Here is a 21,491-nt window from a genome sequence, read left to right on the forward strand (position 1 = left end):
GAGCCGATTCTCCGTCAGCCCGAAATAACCGCTACCGTGATCCCGTTTCCACCACCCGCATGTCACGGAAACGGAAACCCGAGAATAATGCCTTACCACCCCACGACGACTCCCCCTGCCGCCATCCTGTTCAGCGTGGACGACACCCTGGTGGACGACTACAACGCTGTCTCTCAAGGGGTGCGCGTCCTCATGGAGCGCCTTGGCCACCCCAGCTTCTCGGCTGCTCGCGTCCTCTGGGACGTTCAGGGCATCCTGTCCACGAGCGCCTACCGTGCTGGGCGGATCCCCTTGGCGGAGAAGCGGCGGCAGCTCGTCCGCGCGTTAGCTACCCAGGCAGGGCACTCCCACATCTCCGACCAGCACTGTGATGAGCTGTACCAGCGCTACTTAGACGCGCACCGCGCTGCCTGGCGGACCTTCGACGATGTCGCCCCTACCCTCACCCAGTTGGCACAGCGCAACATCCGCCTCGGGGTGATCACCAATGGCGACCAGAACCGGCAGCACGACAAGCTCTCCACGCTCAACCTCGCCCACCACTTCGGGGCGGTCGTGTGCGCCGAGGCGGCAGGGACCAGCAAACCCGACCCGCGGATCTTCCTGCTGGCCTGCCAACAGCTCGGGGTAGCCCCCCACCAGACGTGGTATGTGGGCGACCAGATGTATGAGGATGCGATCGGGGCGCTCAACGCGGGCCTCTACCCGGTGCTGTGCGACCGGCACCGTCTGCTCCCTGCCACCGAGATCACCACGATCCACACGTTGACGGAGCTGTCCGCGCTGACCACGGGCACGCGTTCTCCCGGAGCAAGCCTGCTGTGAGTACTCCCGGTCCTCAGCCTGTGCGCCGGACCACCGCCCATCTGTTACCGACCACCGCTGACGGGGGCGTGCACGCCCCCACTGCCACGCTGGTGTCGGTACGCCTCGATTTCGGCGACGATCCGGCGGCCCGGTTGCGCGAAGCGGCGCGGCTTCCTGCCGCTGCACCGCTGACCGCGGTCGACGTCCGCACCGAGACGGTCACCGTCCAGCACGGTGACCACGTGCTCGACATGCACATCGACCGGATCTACTACGCCACTCCCACCACGTCCCCGGCAACCCACTCCCTCGCGGAAGCCCTGGCCCTGCCCAGTCGGCCCACCCCCGAGGAACTGGTCCCCGAGGAGGTCCTTCCCGCTACGGCGCTCCGCCGTTTCGCGGTCTACGGACTGGTCACCGACCCGGCGGCGCGGCTCCTCCTGTCCCGGATCGCTCCCGGCTATCCCGGGGAAGGCACCTGGCACCTGCCGGGTGGCGGAGTCGCCCACGGGGAGGACATCCGTACCGCCTTGATCCGTGAGATCGCTGAGGAGAGCAGCCAGGAAGCCCAGCCGGGACGGCTGCTCGCGGTCACCCACCACTATCGCAACCACCCGGACGGCCCCTACACCGACATCTACTCCCTGTGGGTGTTCTTCCACGCGCACGTCGACGACCCAGGCCCGGTCCGGGTAGCAGAGACGGACGGCTCCACTATCGAGGCGTCCTGGTTCTCCCCGGAACAGTTGCCGCACCTGCGTCTCTCCGTGCCGGCGCGGCGCGGCCTGGCTTTCCTCGTGGAGTCCTCTCCAGCTGGGCGATAACGAAAGCGCCTCCCGTTTCGGGAGGCGCGTGGTCCCCTCACCAGAAGCTGCTGCGGCGCGGTCAGGCCCGTGCCGTCCTCCTCCGCCACCAGCGCCGCGCCACGAACACTGCGACGCCCGCACCGACCGCAGCCAGCGCGTACAGCACGGCTTTAGGCGGCAGGCACAGCGCCAGCACGATACAGCCCACGAGTCCCACTACGGGGAGTGCCAGCCACGGCCGGTGCTCGGTGGGGCCGAGCCGCAGGGCTGACGCGTTCGTCACCGCGTAGTACACCAGGTTTCCGAACGCTGCCACGCCGGCCGCGGCCCACAGGTCGAGGTCGGCGACGATGACGGCCGCGGAGGCGGCTCCTGCCGCGAACAGTGCCCGCTCTGGAACGCCAAGCGGGCGGCTTCCCCCGCCCAGCCAGCGGGGCACGTGCCTGTCAGCGGCGAGCACGGCCACGCTGTGCGCTGCAGCAAGCAGCGCCGGGCCGAGGACGCTCGCGCACGCCAGCGCCGCGCCCGCAGCAACCACGGACGCGGCGACGTCACTGGCAGCGCTGCGGAGCACCACATCCACCAGAGGGACCGTGGAACGCGCTAGCTCTCTCGGCCCCAGCACAGCCAGGGCGGTGACCGCTACCGCGCTGTAAACGCCCAGGGCGACGCCTAGCGCCCAGCCGAGCTGCTGCTCTGAGCCGCCTAGCCGCGGAGAGGTGATGGGGCGCCAGCCGGTGAACGCGAAGAACAGCAGCCCTGCCGCGGACAGGACCGCGGCCAGTCCGTGCCACCGCAGCGCCGCGGCAATCCGCGCAGTGTCGGCGGCGCCTCCGCCCCAGGCGAGCACCACCACCCCGGCGAGGATCGCGACCACGACCGCGCACGCGGCCGCCGCAGTTCGGGGGGAGGGGCGGAGCCCGCTCCAGGCGAGCACTGCCACTGCGGCCAGTACCGCCAGCGCGCCCGCCCTAGGGTGGCTGGGCCAGACGTGGACGCCGAAAGTCAGCGCGACCGCGCTGCAGGCGGCTACTGCGCCCACAGCGGACGCCCATCCGGCGAGGACTCCCCAGCCTTCGCCGAGTCGGCGCTGACCGTACACGTAGGCGCCGCCCCGCCCGGGATGGTGGAGGGACAACCGGGTCTCGGAAACGGCGCTGCAGTAGGCCACCGTTGCTGCGATCAGCAGTGCCAGCGGCAGCCACACACCGGTTGCGCGGGCCGCGGGGGCCACGACCGCGAACACCCCGGCGCCTACCATCGCGCTGAGGCCGGCGCCGACAATACGTATGCCGTGCAGCCCTCGCTGGGCCGCGGCGGGTCCAGAAAACAGTGAGGTTCCCACGTCGTGAGTGTGCCGCATCTGCGGCACCCCCGTGTGCCGTCGTGCCGTTCCCCACCTGGCAGACGGCTGGTGCTTGTGCCGGGCGCCCCGCATGCTGCCACGCGGAGCACCCGCTACGGTGAGCCCGTCCGAACGACCGTGAGCTATTCCACACCCGCGCGCAGGGTCTTGCCGCCGTCCAAAGTGATGACCTGTCCGGTCACCCAGGAAGCGTCCGAGGACGCCAGGTAGGCGACGGCTGCCGCGATGTCATCGGGTTCACCCAGCCGTCCCAGCGGGTATCCGGCCGCGACTTTCTCTTCGTTCTCCGCGTACAGCGCTTCGGCGAAACGGGTTTTGACGACGGCGGGTGCGACCGCGTTGACCCGGATCCGTCGGTGCGCCAGTTCGTAGGCCAACTGCTGGGTGAGGTTGATCAGTGCCGCCTTGCTGGCGCCGTAGATGCCGATCCCGGGCGAGGGGTGCTGGCCGGCGAGGGAGGCCACGTTGACGATCGCCCCGCCGTGCTCCCCCATCCACGCGTTGTAGACCTCGCGCACCCAGCCCACCGCGGCGATCACGTTGACCTCGAAGATCTTGGCCATGGCTGCCTCGTCGACCTTGAGGATCGAGTCGAAGACAGGGTTGATGCCGGTGTTGTTGACGAGGACGTCGACACGGCCAAACGTGTCCAGGGTGCGTTGGACGACTTCGGCGCGGTGGGCCTGGTCGTGGGCCCGTCCTGCGATGCCCAGCGCGTGTTCGGGGCCGCCGAGCTGGGTGACGGCTTCGGCGAGGGCTTCCGCACCCCGCGCGGTGACCACCACCCGGCCTCCTTCGTCGACGATGCGGCGTGCCACGGCGAATCCGATGCCTCGGCTGGCGCCCGTCACCACCGCGACTTTGCCTTCGAAACGTTTCACGGCACAACTCCTTGCCACAACGGGGCGGAACAGACGCCACCACGATACCGACCAGTAGGTCTGTCCTGGTGGGGTGCCTGCGGATCCCGGCCGCCCCTGCTACCCTCACCCGACGTGGCCTCGCACTACTTCGACTCTGATCCGACCGCGCCCAGCCGCACCGCCACCGTGACCCTGCTCCTCCCCGACCTGCACCTGCGGCTCGCCACCGACCGGGGCGTCTTCTCCCCCGACCGGATCGACCTTGGCACACGGATCCTGCTCGAGACCGTTCCCCCACCTCCCGACCACGGCACTCTGCTCGACCTCGGCTGCGGCTACGGCCCCATTGCGCTGGCCATGGCACTGCGCGCCCCGAAAGCCACCGTCGTGGGGATCGACACCAACCAGCGCGCCCTCGCGCTGGCACGCCGCAATGCGGAAGCCAACGCTGTCCCCAACGTCTCCTTCCACCGCGCGCCCGGCCCCGAGGACCCCGTGGACCCGCTCCTGCGCGGCCCGTTCGCCGCCCTGTGGTCCAACCCGCCCATCCGCATCGGCAAACAGGCCCTGCACACCCTGCTGACCACGTGGCTGGACCGCCTCGCCGACGGCGCGTACGCCCACTCTGTCGTGCACAAGCACCTCGGCGCCGACTCGCTACACCGCTGGCTGGACGCCTCCGGCTACCCCACGGACCGAGTCGCTTCCCGCGCCGGTTATAGAATCCTGCGCACCATGCGCCGACCCTGACCCGCCGCTAGACTCGGCTTTCGGAATCGACACCACACGAGGACGCACTCCAGGTGAGCACACAGCTCCGCCCTACTGACGTCAAACGGCTCAATCGCCACTGGCGCAGGCACACCCACAACCGCATCAGCCTCATCGTCGAATCGGTCACCCAGCCGTTCAACCTCGGCTCGATCCTGCGCACCGCCGCGACGTTCGGCGTCGACACCCTCTGGTTGACGGGAAACGCCGTCACCCCAGAGCACCGTCAGGTCCACAAGACCGCACTGGGTACGCAGACCAAGGTGCGTTGGGAGAAGACCGCGACGAGCGCCGAGGCCGTTGCTGCGGCCCGCGCCGCTGGCTACCGTGTGGTGGCTCTCGAACTCGCCCACGGCGCGGTCCCCTTGCACCGTGCTCCCCTCACCGGGGACGTGTGCCTGGCTGTGGGAGCTGAGGACCACGGCTGTTCCCCGGCACTGCTCGCTGCGGTGGACGCCGTCACCTACATCCCGCAGACCGGACGCGTCGGCTCCCTTAATGTCGCGGTTGCCACCGCGATTGCCATCGCCGAAGCCCGCCGCCGCGAATGGGAGACCCTTCCCGACGGCGACGACGGCACCGAGTGAGCCGGGCCGGGAATATCCACCCCATCTCGTGGGATTCAACCCCACGACAGAGGGGAACTTTCTCAGCCCTGGCACTCGTATCCAACTGGTAACAGGTTCACCGTCTAAAGAGAGAGGCAATGGACCCGTCCCGAAGTAGCAGCAGCGTCACGAGACGCTGCTGCTCCGACTCTGACGACCCCCACTCAGCCGGTCGCGCACTGACCGAACTCCCCTACGACTCCGAGGCGGTATGTGCGCGATGAACGTCGGCGTCACAATTCTCCTCGGAGTCTTGGTGGTCTTCCTGATCACCGCGGTCACCGGCTACTTCGTCGCCCAGGAGTTCGGCTTTGTCGCCGTTGACCGTTCTCGGCTCAAAGCCCGAGCTGCCGCCGGGGACACGCAGGCCCGGCGCGTCCTCGACATCACTTCCCGCACCTCGTTCATGCTCTCGGGTGCCCAGCTCGGTATCACCGTCACCGGTCTCCTCGTCGGCTACGTCGCCGAACCCATGATCGGGGCGGGGATCGGCGAACTCCTCGGCGGTATCGGAATTCCCTCCGGTACCGGAGTGGCTATCGGCACCGTCGCGGCGCTGCTGTTCTCCACCGTCGTCCAGATGGTGTTCGGCGAGCTGTTCCCCAAGAACCTCGCGATTGCCCGCCCGGAGCCCGTTGCCCGCAGACTGGCCCTATCGACCAGCATCTACCTGCGTCTCTTCGGGTGGCTCATCTGGCTGTTCGACCGGGCATCCATGCTGCTGCTCAAAGCGGTGCGCATCACACCGGTGGAAGACGTCCAGCACGCCGCCACCCCGCGCGACCTGGAACGCATCGTGGAGGAGTCCCGCGACAGCGGCGACCTGCCCGCGGAGCTGTCCACCCTGCTGGACCGCTCCCTGGACTTCCACGAGCGGACCGCGGAACACGCGATGATCCCGCGCCCGCAGGTCACCTTCGTGGAGGCCGACGACCCGGTCAGCCGGGTCGTGGAACTCATCACCACTACCGGCCACTCGCGCTTCCCGGTACTCACCGGGGTGGAGACCGTCACCGGGGTGGTGTGCCTCCGCGACATCCTCGGTTTAGATCCTGCCACGTGGGAGACCACCCGGGTCGCGGATGTCGCCCGCACCGCTGTCCTCGTCCCCACTTCCCTTCCGCTGCCGACCCTTGTGGCGCGGCTGCACGAGGCGAACGAGCAGTTCGCCTGCGTGGTCGACGAGTACGGGGGCTTGGCCGGGGTGGTCACGACCGAAGACATCGCGGAAGAACTCGTCGGGGAGATCGCCGACGAGCACGACCCGGAAGACGAGTCGCAGGCCCGGGTCATCGAAGACGGCAACTGGCTGCTTCCCGGTGCGCTCCACATCGACGAAGTGGAGCGGCTCCTCGGCCACGACCTTCCCGCGGGCGACTACGAGACCCTCGGTGGTCTCGTGATCACCCGGCTCCGTCGCCTGCCCCGTCCCGCAGACCGGGTCACCGTGACCCTGCCCCGGCACCCGGGGGCTGACGACGACGAGCCCGACTGGGTCGTCAACCTGGTCGTGGAGGCAGTGGACCGCCACGTTCCAGAAACTATCCGTCTCGAACTGCGGGAGAGCCCGCAGAGCAGCTGGACGGGGGTGACCGCATGAGCGGGCTGAACCCGGTGGTGGCCCTCGTGCTGTCGGTACTCATCATCGGGCTGTCGGCGTTCTTCGTGGCTATCGAGTTCGCTCTGGTGGCTGCGCGCCGCTACCGGCTGGAAGAAGCCGCGGAGACCAGCCTGTCAGCGCGGGCCGCGCTGCGCAGCGCCCGCGACCTGTCTCTGCTGCTCGCCGGGTCCCAGTTGGGGATCACCCTGTGCACCCTGGCGTTGGGTGCGATCACCAAGCCGGCCGTCCACCACCTCATCGAACCCTTGTTTGACGGTCGGCTGCCCGAAGCAGTCTCCTCCACGGTCTCCTTCGTGGTGGCCTTGGTGATCGTCACCTTCTTCCACCTCGTCATCGGGGAGATGGCCCCCAAGTCCTGGGCGATCTCCCACCCGGAGCGGTCGGCGATCCTGTTGGCCATCCCTATGCGGGTGTTCATGTGGTTCACCCGGCCCGCCCTGGTCGCGCTCAACGGCATGGCCAACTGGTGCCTGCGCCGCCTGGGGGTGGAGGCCGTCGACGAAGTCGCCTCCGGCCACAGCCCGGAGGACCTGCGGGAACTGGTGGAGCACTCCGCTAAGGCGGGAGCGTTGGATCCGGAGCGGCGCGCGCAATTGGCGACCGCTTTGGAGGTCAACTCCCGGCCGCTGCGGGAGATCATCACCCCGAAGGAGGAGTTCGCGCAGGTCGGCCCGGATGACGACATCGCGGAGATCCACCGGGTAGTGCGGGAGAGCCGGCATCTGCGTCTCCTGGTCGGCGAGGACGAGCCTTTCGGGGTGCTGCACGTCCGCGACACGTTCACGTGCCCGCCCGGCACCACCGCCGCCGAGCTCATGCGGCCAGTCCTGACCTTGGACGCCACCACCCCCATCTACGCGGCGCTGAGCATCATGCGGGAAAGCCGCACCCACTTGGCGCTGGTGGAAGAGGAGGAGGAGCTCATCGGCCTGGTGACCATGCAGGACATGCTGGACCGGCTCCTGCTGGCAGGCACTCCCGAGCCCGCGGGACGCTAACCGGCAGCATCCGTCCTTCGCGGGGCCGCCCCAGTGGCGGCCCCGTTGCCATGCAGGCCTGATTGGAGCGCCCTGCTGGGGGTATCCGTCTCCGCGGAGTTTCCGCTGCGGCGAGGAGTGAAGCTATGGCAGTCCCTACTGTCACCCTCAACAACGGGGTCACCATGCCCCAACTAGGGTTCGGCACCTGGCAGGTAGGCTACGACGCGGTCGCTGCGGCGCTGGCGGCCGGGTACCGCTGCTTCGACACTGCCGAGATGTACCGCAATGAGACTGCGGTCGCCGCGGCGCTCGCTGACTCCGGGCTGGACCGCTCGGACGTGTTCATCACCACCAAACTGTGGAACAACCACCACGGATTCCAACCGGCCTTGGACGCGTTCCACGCCAGCCGCCGCAGGCTCGGCCTCGACGTCATCGACCTGTACCTCATCCACTGGCCCAACGCGTCCGATGCAGTCAACGTGGAAACGTGGCGGGCCCTTGAGCAGTTGTACGCGGAAGGCGTGGTACGCGCGATCGGCGTGTCGAACTTCTCCCCCGCCCAGCTCGCCGTCCTCCTTGAGGCCTGCGACGTGGTGCCAGCGGTCAACCAGATCGAGCTCAACCCGTCCCGGCCGCGCCTCGAAGAGCGCGTCTACCATGCCCGACACGGCATCGCCACCCAAGCGTGGGCACCGTTGGCGAAAGGGGGAGCCCTGCTCACCCACCCGGTGATCACTGAGATCGCGGAAGCCCATCAGAAGACCCCGGCCCAAGTGGTGCTGCGCTGGCACCTGCAGCACGGCATCCTGGTCATCCCCCGCTCTGCCACGCCGGAGCGGATCCGCAGCAATTTTGCTGTAACCGACTTCTCCCTCGCCCCGCAGGAGATGGCTGCCGTGGATGCCCTGGGCGCGTGACACGCCCGGTCTGGCAGCGGGCCGTGCGGCCCGGTCAGGCGGGGGCGGTCTGCTGGCTGCCGCGGCGTGAGCAGACCGCAGTCGGAAGGCCGTGCCCTGCGGGGCGGTCAACCCGGATAGGTCACGGTGTGCGTTTCGCTCATCTCCATGAGGCCTTCGATGCCTTTCTGCAGGCCGATGCCGCTCTGCCGGAATCCGCCGGACGGGGCGCGGTCGTCCTCGGCGAGCACTCCGGCACCGTTGATCCAGGTGGTTCCCGTGCGGAGGCGGGCGGCGACTTCGCCGGCACGGTCCAGGTCTGTGCTCCACACCGAGGAGCACAGCCCGGCCCGGTCCTGGTTTACTGCCGCGACCACCCGGTCCACGTCGTCATAGGGCAGGATCGGCAGGACCGGCCCGGACTGGGCTTCGACCACGATGCTCTCGTCCAGGGGCGGGTCGAGGACCAGGGCGGGGCGCAGGAAGTAGCCTCCGCTCTGCTGGGTCTCTTCGCCGATTTCCCCGAATTCCCGCACTTCGCAGCCGATGGCGCGGGCACGGTCGCTAAGGTCGCGGGCGTGGTCGCGATCCCGGGCGTTGATGAGCGGCCCCATGGTGGTGTCCGGGTGCAGCCCGTGTCCGATCCGGTGGTTGGCGAGCTGCGCGGAGAGGGCTTCGACCAGTTCCTGGTAGCGGGAGCGGTGGACGTAGAGGCGTTTCACTCCCCGGTGCAGTTGGCCCGCGATCATGAAGGCGCCGACGGCGATCCGTTCGATGGTGACCGCGTCAAGGGCGACGTCGTCGAGCAGGATCGCGGGGTTGTTTCCGCCGAGTTGCAGCGTCACCCGGGTGATGGTGTCGGCTGCGACCCGCAGGATGGTCCGGCCCGCCTCCGGACTGCCGGTGAAGACGATCCGCCGTACCCGGGGGTCCCGGATGGTCGGGGAGACGGCTTCGTCGCTTCCGGTGACAACGTTGAGGACTCCGGCGGGGAGCCGTTCGGCAAGCAGTTGGAGGGTGCGGACGACGGTCAGCGGAGCGGTCGGCGAGGGGGTGACGATCACGGTGTTCCCCGCGACGAGGGCGTGCGGGAGACTGGTGGCGAGGACCGCCAGCGCCCAGGTGGGGGGAAGGATGATCGTCACCGCGCCCAGCGGCATCACTGAGATTTCGGAGCGGACCTGGTCCGGGGCGAGCCCTTCCCTCAGGGGAGCGTTGAACGGGGCCTCTCCTTGTCTGGGCTGAGGCAGGAGGCGGCGGACTTGCCGTAGTTCTCCGGCGATCCCGGCGGCTGTGATGCACCGCTGTTCGAACACGGAAAGCTCAAGCTGTGCTTCGGTCCGGGTGAGTCCGCTTTCCCGGACGAGGAGGTCGCTCCGCGCCTCGGCGCTGTCGTGCAGGTCCCGCAAGGCTTCGAGGAGAAGTTCGGCGCGCTGCTCCGGTTCCTGAGCGCTCCAGCGTGTCCATGCAGTGTCGGCGGCGTCCACGGCCCGGCGGGCCTGTTCCGGGGTGGCTACCGCGGCGTAGCCGACGACCTGGTGGGGTGCGGCCGGGTCGAAGACCGGAAACCACTCGTCAGCGCCTTCGATCTCTCCGTCGATGAGCAGCCCAGTCCGGGTCTCCTGCCAACTCCCCATGGTCTGAGTCATCCCTGGTGCCCCCTGTGCCTGACGGTCGTGTCGTGCCGCGTCGCTACCCGGCCTTCTGGGCCGCAAACCACCGCTTGGCCTGGGCCGACGGCGGGCTTCGGGCTAGGTGGCGACCGTGTTGAACAGCAGTCCCAGCAGGTAGGTGGCGGCAGCGGCTCCCACGCCGATGGTGAGCTGCCGCAGGGCGCGCCGCAGCGGCGACGATCCGGAGAGCACGCCGACGACCGCTCCGACAGCGAGCAGCGCGATTCCAGTGACCGTGCAGGCCACCGCTACCGCGGCCAGGCCCGACATGCCGGCGAGGAACGGCAGCACGGGCAGAGCTGCACCCACGGCGAAGAACACGAAGCTGGACGCGGCCGCGCTCATCCCGGTGCCGACCACTTCGGGGTCGGTGGTTCCGGGCAGTTCCGGGGGCGGTCCGGTTCTGCTGAGGCGCAGCATCGTCGTGGCGCGGTGCTGCGCTTCGTCCGCGGGGACGCCGCGGGCCCGGTAGACGAGAGCGAGTTCGTTGTCCTCGGCGTCGAGTCGGGGGATGGATTCTCGGGCCGCCTCGTCGGGGACGGATGCGGCAAGCAGTTCCCGTTGCGAGCTGACTGAGACGTATTCGCCCGCAGCCATGGACAGCGCCCCGGCAAGCAGCCCGGCCAGCCCGGTGAGCAGCACAGTATCGGCGGTGGCGCCGCCGCCGACGACGCCGAGCACCAGGGCGATGTTGCTGACCAGGCCATCGTTGATCCCGAATACTGCGGCGCGCAGTCTGCCGGAGAGCCGGGACCGGCTTCGGACAGCGAGTCCGCGCACCACCTCCGCGTGGATGCGTTCGTCGGCCACGATCCGCTCGGGCACGTCGGGCGCTTCATAGGGGATGCGGTGCTCGGCTCGTTGCAGGAGTGCCAGGGCGAGCACCCAGCCGAGATAGCGGGCGAGGAAAGCCAGGGCCCGCATGCGCCACGAACCGCGCCGCGGTTTGCCCACCCGGTCGCCGAGAAGACGCTCCCAGTAGGCGACGTGGCGCGCTTCGGCTTCGGCCAGGGCGAGAAGGATCTCCCGTTCTTCTCCGTCGCGGCGGTACGCCAGCTCCCGGTAGGCGCGGGCTTCTTCCCGTTCGTCGGCGAGCATGCGCCGCCATCGGCGCAGGGTGGCGGGCGACGGGTCGGAAGACGCGGTGTGCTGCTGGTCCATGCAGATTCCTCTGCCCTCCTCCTGGTCAGCTATACCGCCGGCCGGGGCACGGGTGCCTTCCCCGCCCATATTCACACTATTCCTACTTATTTAGTTGACTTTAGGGAGAGGGGAGCATTAGCGTCATTACCGCCGGTAGTCACCGCAGGCATCCCGGCACTGTCCCCTCCCGACCCTGACGAAGAGAGCAGCCATGCACACCAGACGCGACTTCCTGCGGTACACCACGGCCGTCGGAGCAGCCCTCCCCCTGCTGGCCGCGTGCGGCCCTTCGCGCGGCTCAGACGGCACCGGGGAGGCCACTGTCCTGCGCTACCAGGGCACTACGGGGTCCGTCACCCTCCCCGAACTCGCTGCCGACCTCGGCTACCTCGACGGCATCGACCTGGAATGGCTCAGCGACACCACCAGCGGCCCCCAGTCCATCCAGGCCGCCGCCACCGGCGACACCGACTACGGGGGAGCCTTCAACGGGGCGATCCTCAAACTCGTCGCCGCCGGGTCCCCGGTCACCGCCGTCATCGCCTACTACGGCTCCGACGAGGAGACGTACAGCGGCTACTACGTGCTCGAGGACAGTCCCCTCACCCAGCCGCGCGACCTGATCGGCGCCACCGTCTCCATGAACACCCTCGGTGCCCATCACGAGTTCGTGGTCCGCGAATGGCTGTCCCGCAACGGACTGACCGAGGAGGAGATCGCCCAGGTCGAACTGACCGTCGTCCCCCCGGTCAACGCCGAGCAGTCGCTCCGCAGCGGCCAAGTGGACGTCGCCACCCTCAGCGGCATCCATCGGGAAAAAGCCTTGGAGCGCGGCGGACTGCGCCCCCTGTTCACCGATACCGACCTCTATGCGTTCAGCTACGGCAGCCTCGTGCTCCGCAACGACTTCATCGAACGCCACCCCACCACCACCCGCGCGTTCGTCGAAGGGGTGGCCCGCGCCATCCGCTGGGCCCAGACCAGGCCCCGCGAGGAGGTTGTCGACCGGTTCGTCTCCATCATCGAACGCCGCGGCCGCAACGAAGACACCGAGACCATCCAGTACTGGAAGAGCGACGGCGTCGCAGGCCCCGGCGGGGTGATCGCCGACAAGGAGTTCTCGGTCTGGCACGACTGGCTGGTGCGCAACGGGGAGCTCGCTGAGGGCCGCATCTCCCTCTCCGAGGTGTACACCAACGAGTTCAACCCCTATGCCAACGGCACCTACCCGCCCGACTCCGGGCCTGACGGCGAACCGATCGCCGCCACCGCCGGCGGCGGAACCACGGGAGAAGGCCAATGACCCCGAAACTGCGCCTCGACCGGGTCCGGCACGAGTTCCCCGCCCGGAGTGCCGGGCGCGGGCGCCGCTCCACCGGCCGGGTGACCGCGCTGGAAGACGTCACCCTGGACATCCGCGCCGGGGAGTTCCTGGTGCTCGTCGGCCCCAGCGGCTGCGGCAAGTCCACCCTGCTGGACCTGCTCGGCGGCCTAGCCCGCCCCACCTCCGGGCAGATCCTGCTGGACGGCGTCCCCGTTACCGGACCCGGCCTGGATCGGGGCCTGGTCTTCCAGCAGTACGCGCTGCTGCCCTGGCGCACTGCCCAAGGCAACGTCGAATTCGGCCTGGAAGCCCGTGGGGTCGGTCGCCGCCAGCGCGCCCAGCTCGCCCGCGACTACCTGGAACTGGTCGGGCTCGCCGGATTCGCGGAGCGCTACCCGCATGAGCTGTCCGGCGGCATGCGGCAGCGCGTCGCTATCGCCCGCAGCCTCGCTTTCGACCCTGACGTGCTCCTCATGGACGAGCCGTTCGCCGCGCTGGACGCCCAGACCCGCGAAACGCTCCAAGACGAACTGCTGCGGATCTGGGAGCGCACCGGCAAAACCATTCTCTTCGTCACCCACAGCATCGACGAAGCGGTCTACCTGGGCCAGCGGGTGGCTGTGATGACCTCGCGACCCGGGCGGATCAAGACCGTGCTCGACATCGACCTCGACCGCAGCGTCGCAGAGGACCCGCGCTCCGACCCGGCCTTCCGGCGGTACCGGCACGCCGTCTGGGCGGAGCTGCGCGGCGAGGTGACCGCTGCCCAGCAACTCGAACGGACCGTCCCCTCGTGGAAGGACCGCCCTCATGACTGACACGCTCGCTCCCCCCGCCCCCGCCGCCCACCCGCGCGGCCAGGACCGGCCCGCATCACCACCCACCGGGCAGTTCGCCCGGCTGGCCGCGCTGGGGGCGAGACGCTGCGCTGCCCCCACCGCCTTCCTGCTGCTGTGGGAGCTGGCCCCACGGCTTGGCCTGGTGGACCGCGTCTTCCTGCCGCCGCTGAGCGAAGTGCTCGGCACTCTCCTCGTCCTGGTCCGCAATGGCCAGATGGGAGAGCATGTGGCCGCGAGTCTGGGCCGGGGCCTGACCGGATTCCTCATCGCCGTGGCCACGGCGATCCCGCTCGGCATTCTGGTGGCCTGGTACCGGCCAGTCTGCGACCTGCTCGCCCCGCTGCTGGAAGTGTTCCGCAACACCGCGGCACTGGCCCTCCTCCCGGTCTTCGTGCTCCTCTTCGGGATTGGCGAGACGTCCAAGATCGCGCTGGTGGTCTACGCGTGCACCTTCCCGATCCTGCTGAACACCATCACAGGGGTACGCACCGTGGACCCGCTGCTGGTCAAGGCCGCGGTCTCCCTCGGCTTTTCACCGGTGAGCGTGTTCACCAAAGTGGTCCTGCCCGCCGCAGTCCCCTCCGTGTTCACGGGGATCCGCATGGCGGGCACCTCCTCGATCCTCGTCCTGGTGGCCGCAGAAATGGTGGGGGCCCGCTCCGGGCTCGGCTACCTCGTCCAAGCCTCCCAGCTCAACTTCCAGATCACCCACATGTACGCGGGGATCATCGCGATCGCCGCGGTAGGCCTGCTCCTCAACCAGCTCCTGGTGTCCCTGGAACGGCGCTTCTCTCGCTGGCGCCTCGACCATGTCTAACCCATCCACACGAACAGGAGAAGTCATGCCCCAGGCTGAACGGCAGATGCACCTCAACGCTTTCCTTATGGGCGTCGGCCACCACGAGGCCGCGTGGCGGCACCCCCGTACGGAGGCGTCCCGTATCTTCGACGCCGCGCACTTTCAGGAGCTGGCGCGTATCGCCGAGCGCGGCAAGCTCGACGCGGTCTTCTTCGCCGACACCCTGGCGGTCGGGCACCGCCTCGAGCACAACGTCACCACGGTTTTCGAACCGATCACCCTGCTGGCCGCGATCGCCGCGGTGACCGAGCGGATCGGTCTCATCGCCACCGCGTCCACGGGGTACAACCACCCGTTCACCCTGGCCCGGGCGTTCGCGTCGCTCGACCACATCAGCGACGGCCGGGCCGGGTGGAACATTGTCACCTCCGGTGGTGCCGACGAGGCAGCGAACTTCGGCCTCGACCAGATCCCCGAGCACGGGGAGCGCTATGCGCGCGCCCACGAATTCCTCGAGGCCGCAGTCCGGCTGTGGGACAGCTGGGAAGACGACGCGATCGTGCTGGACGAGGCGAGCGGAACTTTCGCCGTCCCCTCCCGGGTCCACCGCGTCGACCACACCGGGCATCGGTTCACCATCCGGGGGCCGCTCAACAGCCCGCGGCCTCCGCAGGGCCGCCCGGTGCTGGTTCAGGCAGGCTCCTCCGAGGACGGCATCGCCTTCGCGGCCCGTTGGGCGGAGGCCGTGTTCACCGCGCAGCAGACCTTGGAGGAAGGCCAGCGGTTCTACGCCGCCCTCAAGGGCCGGCTCGCTGCCCACGGCCGTTCCCCCGATGAGCTCAAGGTCCTGCCGGGAATCGTGCCGTTCATCGCCGATACCGAGGCCGAGGCCAAAGCGTTGGAGCAAGAGTTCACGGAGCTCATCTCCCCTGCCTACGCGCTGCGGCAGCTATCGCAGATGCTGGGGGTGGATCTGACCGAGCACTCCCTGGATGCCCCGCTGCCGCCGCTTCCGCCGGTGCACGAAATCCGCGGCAACCAGAGTCGATTCCAACTGGTAGCAGACTTGGCCCAGCGCGAGTCGCTCACCGTGCGGCAGCTCATCGCCCGGCTCGGCGGAGGGCGCGGCCACCGCACGTTCGCGGGCACCCCTGAGCAGGTGGCCGACGAACTGGAGACGTGGTTCACGCAGGGAGCAGCCGACGGGTTCAACGTCATGCCTCCCTACCTGCCCGGAGGCCTGGAGGATTTCGTCGACACGGTGGTGCCCATCCTGCAGGAGCGCGGACTGTTCCGCACGGACTACACGGGACGGACCCTGCGGGAGCACTACGGGCTGCAACGGCCTGCCGGAGTCTTCACCCGTTCCTCCGGCGCACAGGTCGCGGTCTAATCCTTCCCTTCGCGGCCTGCCGCATTGCTGTTGCGGCAGGCCGCTCCCTGAGCGGGCGCGCAGCCGGGCATGGCCGCGGTTCGTACGGAAAACAGGTTCCTCCAACCCATAAAACCGACTAAATTAGTCGAGAATCATTTCGCCTCCCGACCCGAAAGGTCCGTCCCATGCGTGCCCTGGTCCTCCTGGCACTAGCGGGCTTCCTCGCCCAACTCGTCGACGGCAGTCTCGGCATGGCCTACGGCGTCACCTCCACCACCCTGCTCCTGCTCATCGGTACTAATCCGGCTGCCGCCTCGGCTACGGTCCACCTGGCGGAGATCGGCACCACGCTCGCGTCAGGTATCGCCCACTGGCGGCTCGGTAACGTTGACTGGAAAGTGGTGGGCCGGATCGCTGTGCCGGGGGCGATCGGGGCTTTCGCTGGGGCGACCTTCTTGAGCAGCCTGTCCACGGAGACCGCCAAGCCGGTGATGTCGGCGATCCTGCTGGTCCTCGGGGTGTACATCCTCATCCGCTTTACCGCCTGGGGGGTGTCCACCCGCGACCTCAACAAGCCTGTACGCCGGCGCTTCCTCGTCCCGCTGGGCCTGTTCGGCGGATTTGTCGACGCGACCGGAGGCGGCGGCTGGGGTCCGGTGGGCACGCCCGCCCTGCTCGCCAGCGGGCGTATCGAGCCCCGCAAAGTCATCGGCTCCATCGACACCAGCGAGTTCCTCGTCGCCCTCGCTGCCAGCGCCGGATTCCTCGTCGGACTCGGCTCTGCCGGAGTGAACCTGGGCTGGGCGGTGGCGCTGCTCATCGGCGGTGTCGTCGCGGCTCCCATCGCCGCGTGGATCGTCCGGGTCTTCCCGCCGCGAGTCCTGGGGTCCGCGGTCGGCGGGCTGATCCTACTCACCAACACCCGCACCATTCTCAATAGCGACTGGGTCGCTGTCTCCGGTCCGACCCAGACCGCGATATACGCGATCATCTGGCTGGTCTGGCTCGGCGCAGTCGCCTGGTCGGTCCGCGCCCACCTGGCCGACCAGCGTGCCGCGGCCGTCATAGAGACGCCGCCGGTCCCCCGCCCCGCGCCGGTGGAAGACTGACGCCCACTCGCTGGCGGGGGACCCTGCCGGAGCGGTGCCCCGCGAGCTGTTTCCCTCAGGTCAGGACGGTTCCTGGCCTTCGTCTTTCTGCTGGGCTCGTTCCTGCTGGCCCACCAGGGGTTCCCGCGTGGGATGCAGCCGGTGGCCGTGGTGCAGGTCGAAGGCGGGCCGCTCAGAACGGATCCGCGGCAGCGACGTAAAGTTGTGCCGCGGCGGCGGGCAGGAGGTCGCCCACTCCAAGGAGGCGCCGTAGCCCCACGGGTCGTCTCCGTGGACCTTCTCGCCGTGGCGGGCCGTCCACCAGACGTTGTAGAGGAAGATGAGTGTGGACGCGCCCAGGATGAACGCGGACACCGACGAGATCTGGTTGAGCAGGGTGAACCCGTCCGACGGCAGGTAGTCCGCGTAGCGGCGCGGCATGCCTTCCGCACCCAGCCAGTGCTGTACCAAAAACGTGCCCTGGAAACTGAGGAACAGAACCCAGAAGTGCCACTTGCCCAGCGTCTCGTTGAGCTTCCTGCCGGTGAACTTCGGCCACCAGAAGTAGAAGCCCGCGAACATCGCGAACACCACGGTGCCGAACACCGTGTAGTGGAAGTGGGCCACCACGAAGTACGAGTCGGTGACGTGGAAGTCCATGGGCGGGGAGGCCAGGATCACCCCGGTGAGGCCGCCGAGCAGGAAGGTGGCGAGGAAACCGATAGCGAACAGCATCGGCGCTTCGAAGGTGAGCTGGCCGCGCCACATGGTGCCGATCCAGTTGAAGAACTTCACGCCGGTCGGCACCGCGATGAGGAAGGTCATGAAGGAGAAGAACGGCAGCAGCACCGCGCCGGTGGGGAACATGTGGTGCGCCCACACGGTCATCGACAGCCCGGTGATCGCCGCGGTCGCCCCCACCATGCCCTTGTAGCCGAAGAGCGGCTTGCGGCTGAACACGGGGATGACCTCGGTGACGATGCCGAAGAACGGCAGCGCGATGATGTACACCTCCGGGTGGCCGAAGAACCACAGCAGGTGCTGGTACATGACCGGGCCGCCCACCGCGGGGTTGAACACCTGCGCCCCCACGATCCGGTCCGCGGCCAACCCGACCAGCGCCCCGGTGAACACGGGGAAGGACAGCAGCACCAGGATCCCGGTGAACAGCACGTTCCAGGTGAAGAGCGGCAGGCGGAACATGGTCATGCCGGGGGCGCGCATGCACAGGATCGTGGTGATGAAGTTCACCGACCCCAGGATGGTGCCCAGACCGGCGACGATCAGGCCGAGCGCCCACAGGTCACCCCCGATGCCCGGGGACCGCACCGCGTCCGCTAGCGGCACGTAGGAGAACCAGCCGAAGCTCGCCGCACCTCCGGGGGTGACGAATCCGAGGAGGACGGTGAGGCCGCCGAACAAGAACAGCCAGTAGCTGAACATGTTCAGCCGCGGGAACGCCACATCGGGGGCGCCAATCTGCAGCGGCACGACGAGGTTGGCGAACCCGGCGAACATGGGTGTGGCGAACAGCAGCAGCATGGCGCCGCCGTGCACCGTGAACAACTGGTTGTAGGTCTCGTTGTTCATCAACTGCAGGCCGGGGAACAACAGTTCGGCCCGGATCAGCATCGCCATGATGCCGGCCGCCAGGAAGAAGAAGAACGCGGTGGCGACATACAGATAGCCGATGACCTTGTGGTCGGTGGCGGACAGCCATGAGGCGAGGACCGCCCCTTTGGGCCGTTTCCGGGGTGCCGCGGTGGTCGGTTGCACCACGTCTGAGGCAGTCATGGTCGTCACTCACCCTTTCTCTGCATCATTGCGGTCCCGGAACAGGGATTGCGGCGCATACGGCCGTGCGGGCTCGCCTTGAAGGAGCACCCAGCGGACTCGACTGCCGGTTGGTGGGCGGCGTTGTGGGACGCGGGAGCATCGCCCGGTGCGGGACCGTTGCGGTCCGAAATCGGGTGCGCTGCTCCCGGCTGCTTCGTGGACTGGGTGGCTGGGGCACTGTCACTGGAGACGGCCCACGCTCGGCGAAACGCAGCGGAGTCCGCGGGAAAGCGGACGCTGCAGGGCTGGGCGAGCCGAGCCGGCTGTCCTGGGCTGGCAGGGGTTCCCTGCTGGAGGCCGGGGTGGGCCGCCTGTCCATGGCGGCCTGTCCGCGCTCGGGCCTGCATCCGCTGCAGCCCGGGCCGGGGCGGACGAAGCTGCGGTCTCCGTCGCAGCACGACCTGGTCACGTGTCTGCTCCTGCCGTCGTCGAGCAGTTCGGTGACGGTGTCGATGCCCTCCATGCTTCGCCGTTCCGCCAGCGTCCCCGACGCGATCTGGGTCATGGCGTCCGGACTATCCCCGGCGTGGGCGGCCAAACCCTTGGCACGCCACCAAATTCAGCGGCATCGACCCGCCTGCCACGCCTCAGCGTGCCCGGTCAGTGTCCACCGGCAGCGGAGGCGCTGCCTGCCATGACCAGGTTTCGACCGTGTCTTTCCCTGCCGCCCGAAACCTTGACCTCAACTTTGGTTGAGGTTTTAGGCTGCCGCGCGTCGGTCACGGCGTGGTTTCCTCGCCCGCCCCCGTTCCTGTTTCTGGCTGAAAGGTCGGTGCCCGTTCCATGAGCATGGAGATGACGGCGTGGCACGCGCTGTACCACACCACCCAGGCCCCTGAGGAGCGGCGCCCGCTGTCCTTGGCCACCCTGCGGAGGATCGGGGGATTCGCCCGCCCGCACGCGGCGCTGCTGGGCTCTTTTCTGGTGTGCAGCGTGCTTGGCTCGGTGCTGGCGGTGGCGACCCCGGTGGTCGCAGGCCAGGCAGTCGACGGCATCGTCGGGGGTGCCCCCATCGGCGTTGTCGGGGGATGGGCGCTGCTCATCGCCGGTATCGCCCTGGCCGAGGCGGGGGTGGGGCTGGTCGCGCGGTGGCTGTCGGCGCGGATCGGTGAAGGGCTCATCCTGCGGTTGCGGACCGCAGTCTTCGACCACGTACAGCGCATGCCGATCGCTTTCTTCACCCGCACCCACACGGGTGCTCTGGTCAGCCGGTTGAACAACGACGTCATCGGCGCACAGCGGGCGTTCAGCGACACCCTGTCCGGTGTGGTGGGCAACGTGGTGACGCTGGCGTTGACCCTGGTAGTGATGGTGGGGCTGTCGTGGCAGGTCACGGTGGCGGCACTGGTCCTGCTGCCCGTGTTCGTGCTGCCCGCGCGCCGCGTGGGTTTCCGCCTTGCCCGGCTGGAGCGGGAGGCGGCCGAACACAATTCGGCGATGAGCACGCGGATGGCCGAACGCTTCTCCGCTCCCGGGGCAGCCCTGGTCAAGCTGTTCGGGGACCCAGGGCGGGAGTCGGCGGAGTTTGCTGCCCGAGCCACGCGCGTCCACGACATCGGAGTGCGCCAAGCCATGCTGGAGCACGTGTTCTTCACCGCGCTGACCCTCGTCTCCGCGCTGGCGTTGGCGCTGGTCTACGGGCTGGGTGGCTTTTTTGCGCTGCGCGGCCACCTGGATGCCGGGGCGGTGGTGGCGCTCGCCCTCCTGCTGACCCGCTTGTACGCTCCGCTGACGGCCCTGGCGCATGCGCGAGTGGAGATGATGGGGGCGCTTGTCAGCTTTGAGCGGGTTTTCGAGGTCCTGGACCTGGAACCGCTCATTCAAGAGCGTGCGGCTGCCCGAACGGTGCCGGAGGGGCCGGTGTCCGTGGAGTTTGACCGGGTACGGTTTGCCTATCCGGCCCCGGACGAGGTTTCGCTGGCCTCCTTGGAGGAGGTGGCGCAGCTGGAGGCGCGCGGCGGAGCGGACGTGCTGCACGGTGTGTCGTTCCGTGTGGAACCGGGGCAGCTGGTAGCCCTGGTCGGGTCCTCGGGGGCGGGAAAATCGACGATTGCGCACCTGTTGGCTCGGTTCTACGACGTGGACGAGGGCGCGGTCCGGCTGTCCGGGGTCGATGTGCGGGACCTGTCGTTTGCGTCCCTGCGTGCCACCGTGGGCATGGTGCCCCAAGACGGGCACCTGTTCCACGACACCATCCGCGCTAACCTGCTGCTGGCTCGGCCGCAGGCGAGTGAGGAGGAGCTGTGGGAGGCGCTACGTCGGGCACGGGCTGCTGACCTTGTCGCGGCGCTGCCCGACGGTCTCGACACGGTGGTGGGTGAGCGTGGTTACCGCTTTTCCGGCGGGGAACGCCAACGGCTCGCCCTTGCCCGGCTGCTGCTGGCTCGGCCCCGCGTAGTGATCTTGGACGAAGCCACCGCGCACCTGGACGCCGACTCGGAAGCACAGGTCCAGGAGGCGCTCGCCGAAGCACTGGCGGGACGCACCGCGCTGGTGATCGCCCACCGGTTGGCCACGGTCCAGACCGCTGACCTCATCGTGGTGGTGGAGGACGGGCGGATCGTGGAACGAGGCACCCACGTCGAACTGCTCGCCGCGCGCGGCCGCTACGCGCAGCTCTACTGGACCCAGTTCGCGCAGCCCGCAGGGGGGCAGGCCGCCGACGGCTCGTATGCGTGAGGTTTCTCTCCCGC

The 21,491-nt window shown here is 68.7% G+C and carries 18 protein-coding genes; 13 read left to right on the forward strand and 5 right to left on the reverse strand.

The annotated features are described in order from the left end of the window. The first annotated feature begins 87 nt into the window (after positions 1 to 87). Positions 88 to 825, forward strand: a complete 738-nt coding sequence (locus TFU_RS08270; RefSeq protein WP_011292105.1) for an HAD family hydrolase — start codon at positions 88 to 90, stop codon at positions 823 to 825. Further along, positions 822 to 1,631, forward strand: coding sequence for an NUDIX hydrolase (locus TFU_RS08275; RefSeq protein WP_011292106.1), 810 nt, complete (start codon positions 822 to 824; stop codon positions 1,629 to 1,631). Before TFU_RS08270 ends, TFU_RS08275 begins: the two co-directional genes overlap by 4 nt. A 61-nt stretch (positions 1,632 to 1,692) precedes the next feature. Here TFU_RS08275 and TFU_RS08280 read toward each other — a convergent pair whose 3' ends face one another. Both TFU_RS08280 and TFU_RS08285 read right to left on the reverse strand, forming a co-directional pair. Further along, positions 1,693 to 2,976: an APC family permease gene (locus TFU_RS08280; protein ID WP_011292107.1), complete on the reverse strand. Its 1,284-nt coding sequence runs from the start codon at positions 2,974 to 2,976 to the stop codon at positions 1,693 to 1,695. A gap of 125 nt (positions 2,977 to 3,101) precedes the next feature. Continuing rightward, the gene (locus TFU_RS08285) at positions 3,102 to 3,860 is read right to left on the reverse strand and encodes an SDR family oxidoreductase (RefSeq protein WP_011292108.1); all 759 of its coding nucleotides are present in this window, start codon (positions 3,858 to 3,860) and stop codon (positions 3,102 to 3,104) included. Between the two features lie 114 nt (positions 3,861 to 3,974). On the opposite strand from TFU_RS08285, the gene TFU_RS08290 reads away from it, so the two are divergent. From TFU_RS08290 to TFU_RS08310, 5 genes are all read left to right on the forward strand, one after another. Further along, positions 3,975 to 4,592, forward strand: coding sequence for a class I SAM-dependent methyltransferase (locus tag TFU_RS08290; protein ID WP_011292109.1), 618 nt, complete (start codon positions 3,975 to 3,977; stop codon positions 4,590 to 4,592). Between the two features lie 53 nt (positions 4,593 to 4,645). Continuing rightward, positions 4,646 to 5,200: a TrmH family RNA methyltransferase gene (locus TFU_RS08295; RefSeq protein ID WP_011292110.1), complete on the forward strand. Its 555-nt coding sequence runs from the start codon at positions 4,646 to 4,648 to the stop codon at positions 5,198 to 5,200. Positions 5,201 to 5,441: 241 nt separating this feature from the next. Next, complete coding sequence (locus TFU_RS08300) at positions 5,442 to 6,821, forward strand: hemolysin family protein (RefSeq protein ID WP_041428230.1); 1,380 nt, start codon at positions 5,442 to 5,444, stop codon at positions 6,819 to 6,821. Continuing rightward, positions 6,818 to 7,840: a hemolysin family protein gene (locus tag TFU_RS08305; protein WP_011292112.1), complete on the forward strand. Its 1,023-nt coding sequence runs from the start codon at positions 6,818 to 6,820 to the stop codon at positions 7,838 to 7,840. Before TFU_RS08300 ends, TFU_RS08305 begins: the two co-directional genes overlap by 4 nt. A 125-nt stretch (positions 7,841 to 7,965) precedes the next feature. Beyond that, positions 7,966 to 8,742 (forward strand): aldo/keto reductase, encoded by a 777-nt coding sequence (locus tag TFU_RS08310; protein WP_011292113.1) that lies wholly within the window; start codon positions 7,966 to 7,968, stop codon positions 8,740 to 8,742. 107 nt (positions 8,743 to 8,849) lie between these two features. Here the strand turns inward: TFU_RS08310 and TFU_RS08315 are convergent, their stop codons facing one another. Then, a complete protein-coding gene (locus tag TFU_RS08315; protein WP_011292114.1) occupies positions 8,850 to 10,370 on the reverse strand; it encodes an aldehyde dehydrogenase family protein in 1,521 nt (506 codons plus the stop codon). 102 nt (positions 10,371 to 10,472) lie between these two features. After that, positions 10,473 to 11,555: a VIT1/CCC1 transporter family protein gene (locus tag TFU_RS08320; protein ID WP_016188774.1), complete on the reverse strand. Its 1,083-nt coding sequence runs from the start codon at positions 11,553 to 11,555 to the stop codon at positions 10,473 to 10,475. A 193-nt stretch (positions 11,556 to 11,748) separates the two neighbouring features. Between TFU_RS08320 and TFU_RS08325 the strand changes: the two genes are divergently transcribed. The 5 genes from TFU_RS08325 to TFU_RS08345 all read left to right on the forward strand — a co-directional run bounded on the left by TFU_RS08325 (position 11,749) and on the right by TFU_RS08345 (position 16,983). Further along, positions 11,749 to 12,840, forward strand: a complete 1,092-nt coding sequence (locus tag TFU_RS08325) for an ABC transporter substrate-binding protein (protein ID WP_011292116.1) — start codon at positions 11,749 to 11,751, stop codon at positions 12,838 to 12,840. Further along, positions 12,837 to 13,679: an ABC transporter ATP-binding protein gene (locus tag TFU_RS08330; RefSeq protein ID WP_011292117.1), complete on the forward strand. Its 843-nt coding sequence runs from the start codon at positions 12,837 to 12,839 to the stop codon at positions 13,677 to 13,679. The genes TFU_RS08325 and TFU_RS08330 overlap by 4 nt, the downstream gene beginning before the upstream one ends. Continuing rightward, on the forward strand, positions 13,672 to 14,517 hold the full coding sequence (locus TFU_RS08335; RefSeq protein WP_011292118.1) for an ABC transporter permease: 846 nt from the start codon (positions 13,672 to 13,674) through the stop codon (positions 14,515 to 14,517). Before TFU_RS08330 ends, TFU_RS08335 begins: the two co-directional genes overlap by 8 nt. Before the next feature lie 25 nt (positions 14,518 to 14,542). Then, complete coding sequence (locus tag TFU_RS08340) at positions 14,543 to 15,892, forward strand: LLM class flavin-dependent oxidoreductase (protein WP_011292119.1); 1,350 nt, start codon at positions 14,543 to 14,545, stop codon at positions 15,890 to 15,892. Between the two features lie 167 nt (positions 15,893 to 16,059). Further along, positions 16,060 to 16,983 carry a sulfite exporter TauE/SafE family protein gene (locus TFU_RS08345; RefSeq protein WP_011292120.1) on the forward strand — a complete coding sequence of 308 codons (924 nt, stop codon included), beginning with the start codon at positions 16,060 to 16,062 and terminating at the stop codon, positions 16,981 to 16,983. Between the two features lie 60 nt (positions 16,984 to 17,043). Here the strand turns inward: TFU_RS08345 and ctaD are convergent, their stop codons facing one another. After that, complete coding sequence (ctaD, locus tag TFU_RS08350) at positions 17,044 to 18,756, reverse strand: aa3-type cytochrome oxidase subunit I (RefSeq protein ID WP_011292121.1); 1,713 nt, start codon at positions 18,754 to 18,756, stop codon at positions 17,044 to 17,046. Positions 18,757 to 19,581: 825 nt separating this feature from the next. Between ctaD and TFU_RS08355 the strand changes: the two genes are divergently transcribed. Next, complete coding sequence (locus tag TFU_RS08355) at positions 19,582 to 21,477, forward strand: ABC transporter ATP-binding protein (protein WP_011292123.1); 1,896 nt, start codon at positions 19,582 to 19,584, stop codon at positions 21,475 to 21,477. Positions 21,478 to 21,491 lie beyond the last annotated feature (14 nt).

The sequence above is a fragment of the Thermobifida fusca YX genome (assembly GCF_000012405.1).
In the GTDB taxonomy this organism is placed as follows: domain Bacteria; phylum Actinomycetota; class Actinomycetes; order Streptosporangiales; family Streptosporangiaceae; genus Thermobifida; species Thermobifida fusca.

What these genes read in the sequence shown, in the direction of transcription:
- TFU_RS08305 (WP_011292112.1), top strand. Translation starts at nt 6,818, where the DNA reads ATGAGCGGGCTGAACCCGGTGGTGGCCCTCGTGCTGTCGGTACTCATC.
- TFU_RS08315 (WP_011292114.1), bottom strand. Translation starts at nt 10,370, where the DNA reads ATGACTCAGACCATGGGGAGTTGGCAGGAGACCCGGACTGGGCTGCTC.
- TFU_RS08300 (WP_041428230.1), top strand. Translation starts at nt 5,442, where the DNA reads ATGAACGTCGGCGTCACAATTCTCCTCGGAGTCTTGGTGGTCTTCCTG.
- TFU_RS08310 (WP_011292113.1), top strand. Translation starts at nt 7,966, where the DNA reads ATGGCAGTCCCTACTGTCACCCTCAACAACGGGGTCACCATGCCCCAA.
- TFU_RS08345 (WP_011292120.1), top strand. Translation starts at nt 16,060, where the DNA reads ATGCGTGCCCTGGTCCTCCTGGCACTAGCGGGCTTCCTCGCCCAACTC.
- TFU_RS08270 (WP_011292105.1), top strand. Translation starts at nt 88, where the DNA reads ATGCCTTACCACCCCACGACGACTCCCCCTGCCGCCATCCTGTTCAGC.
- TFU_RS08355 (WP_011292123.1), top strand. Translation starts at nt 19,582, where the DNA reads ATGAGCATGGAGATGACGGCGTGGCACGCGCTGTACCACACCACCCAG.
- TFU_RS08335 (WP_011292118.1), top strand. Translation starts at nt 13,672, where the DNA reads ATGACTGACACGCTCGCTCCCCCCGCCCCCGCCGCCCACCCGCGCGGC.
- ctaD (WP_011292121.1), bottom strand. Translation starts at nt 18,756, where the DNA reads ATGACTGCCTCAGACGTGGTGCAACCGACCACCGCGGCACCCCGGAAA.
- TFU_RS08280 (WP_011292107.1), bottom strand. Translation starts at nt 2,976, where the DNA reads ATGCGGCACACTCACGACGTGGGAACCTCACTGTTTTCTGGACCCGCC.
- TFU_RS08320 (WP_016188774.1), bottom strand. Translation starts at nt 11,555, where the DNA reads ATGGACCAGCAGCACACCGCGTCTTCCGACCCGTCGCCCGCCACCCTG.
- TFU_RS08325 (WP_011292116.1), top strand. Translation starts at nt 11,749, where the DNA reads ATGCACACCAGACGCGACTTCCTGCGGTACACCACGGCCGTCGGAGCA.
- TFU_RS08340 (WP_011292119.1), top strand. Translation starts at nt 14,543, where the DNA reads ATGCCCCAGGCTGAACGGCAGATGCACCTCAACGCTTTCCTTATGGGC.
- TFU_RS08330 (WP_011292117.1), top strand. Translation starts at nt 12,837, where the DNA reads ATGACCCCGAAACTGCGCCTCGACCGGGTCCGGCACGAGTTCCCCGCC.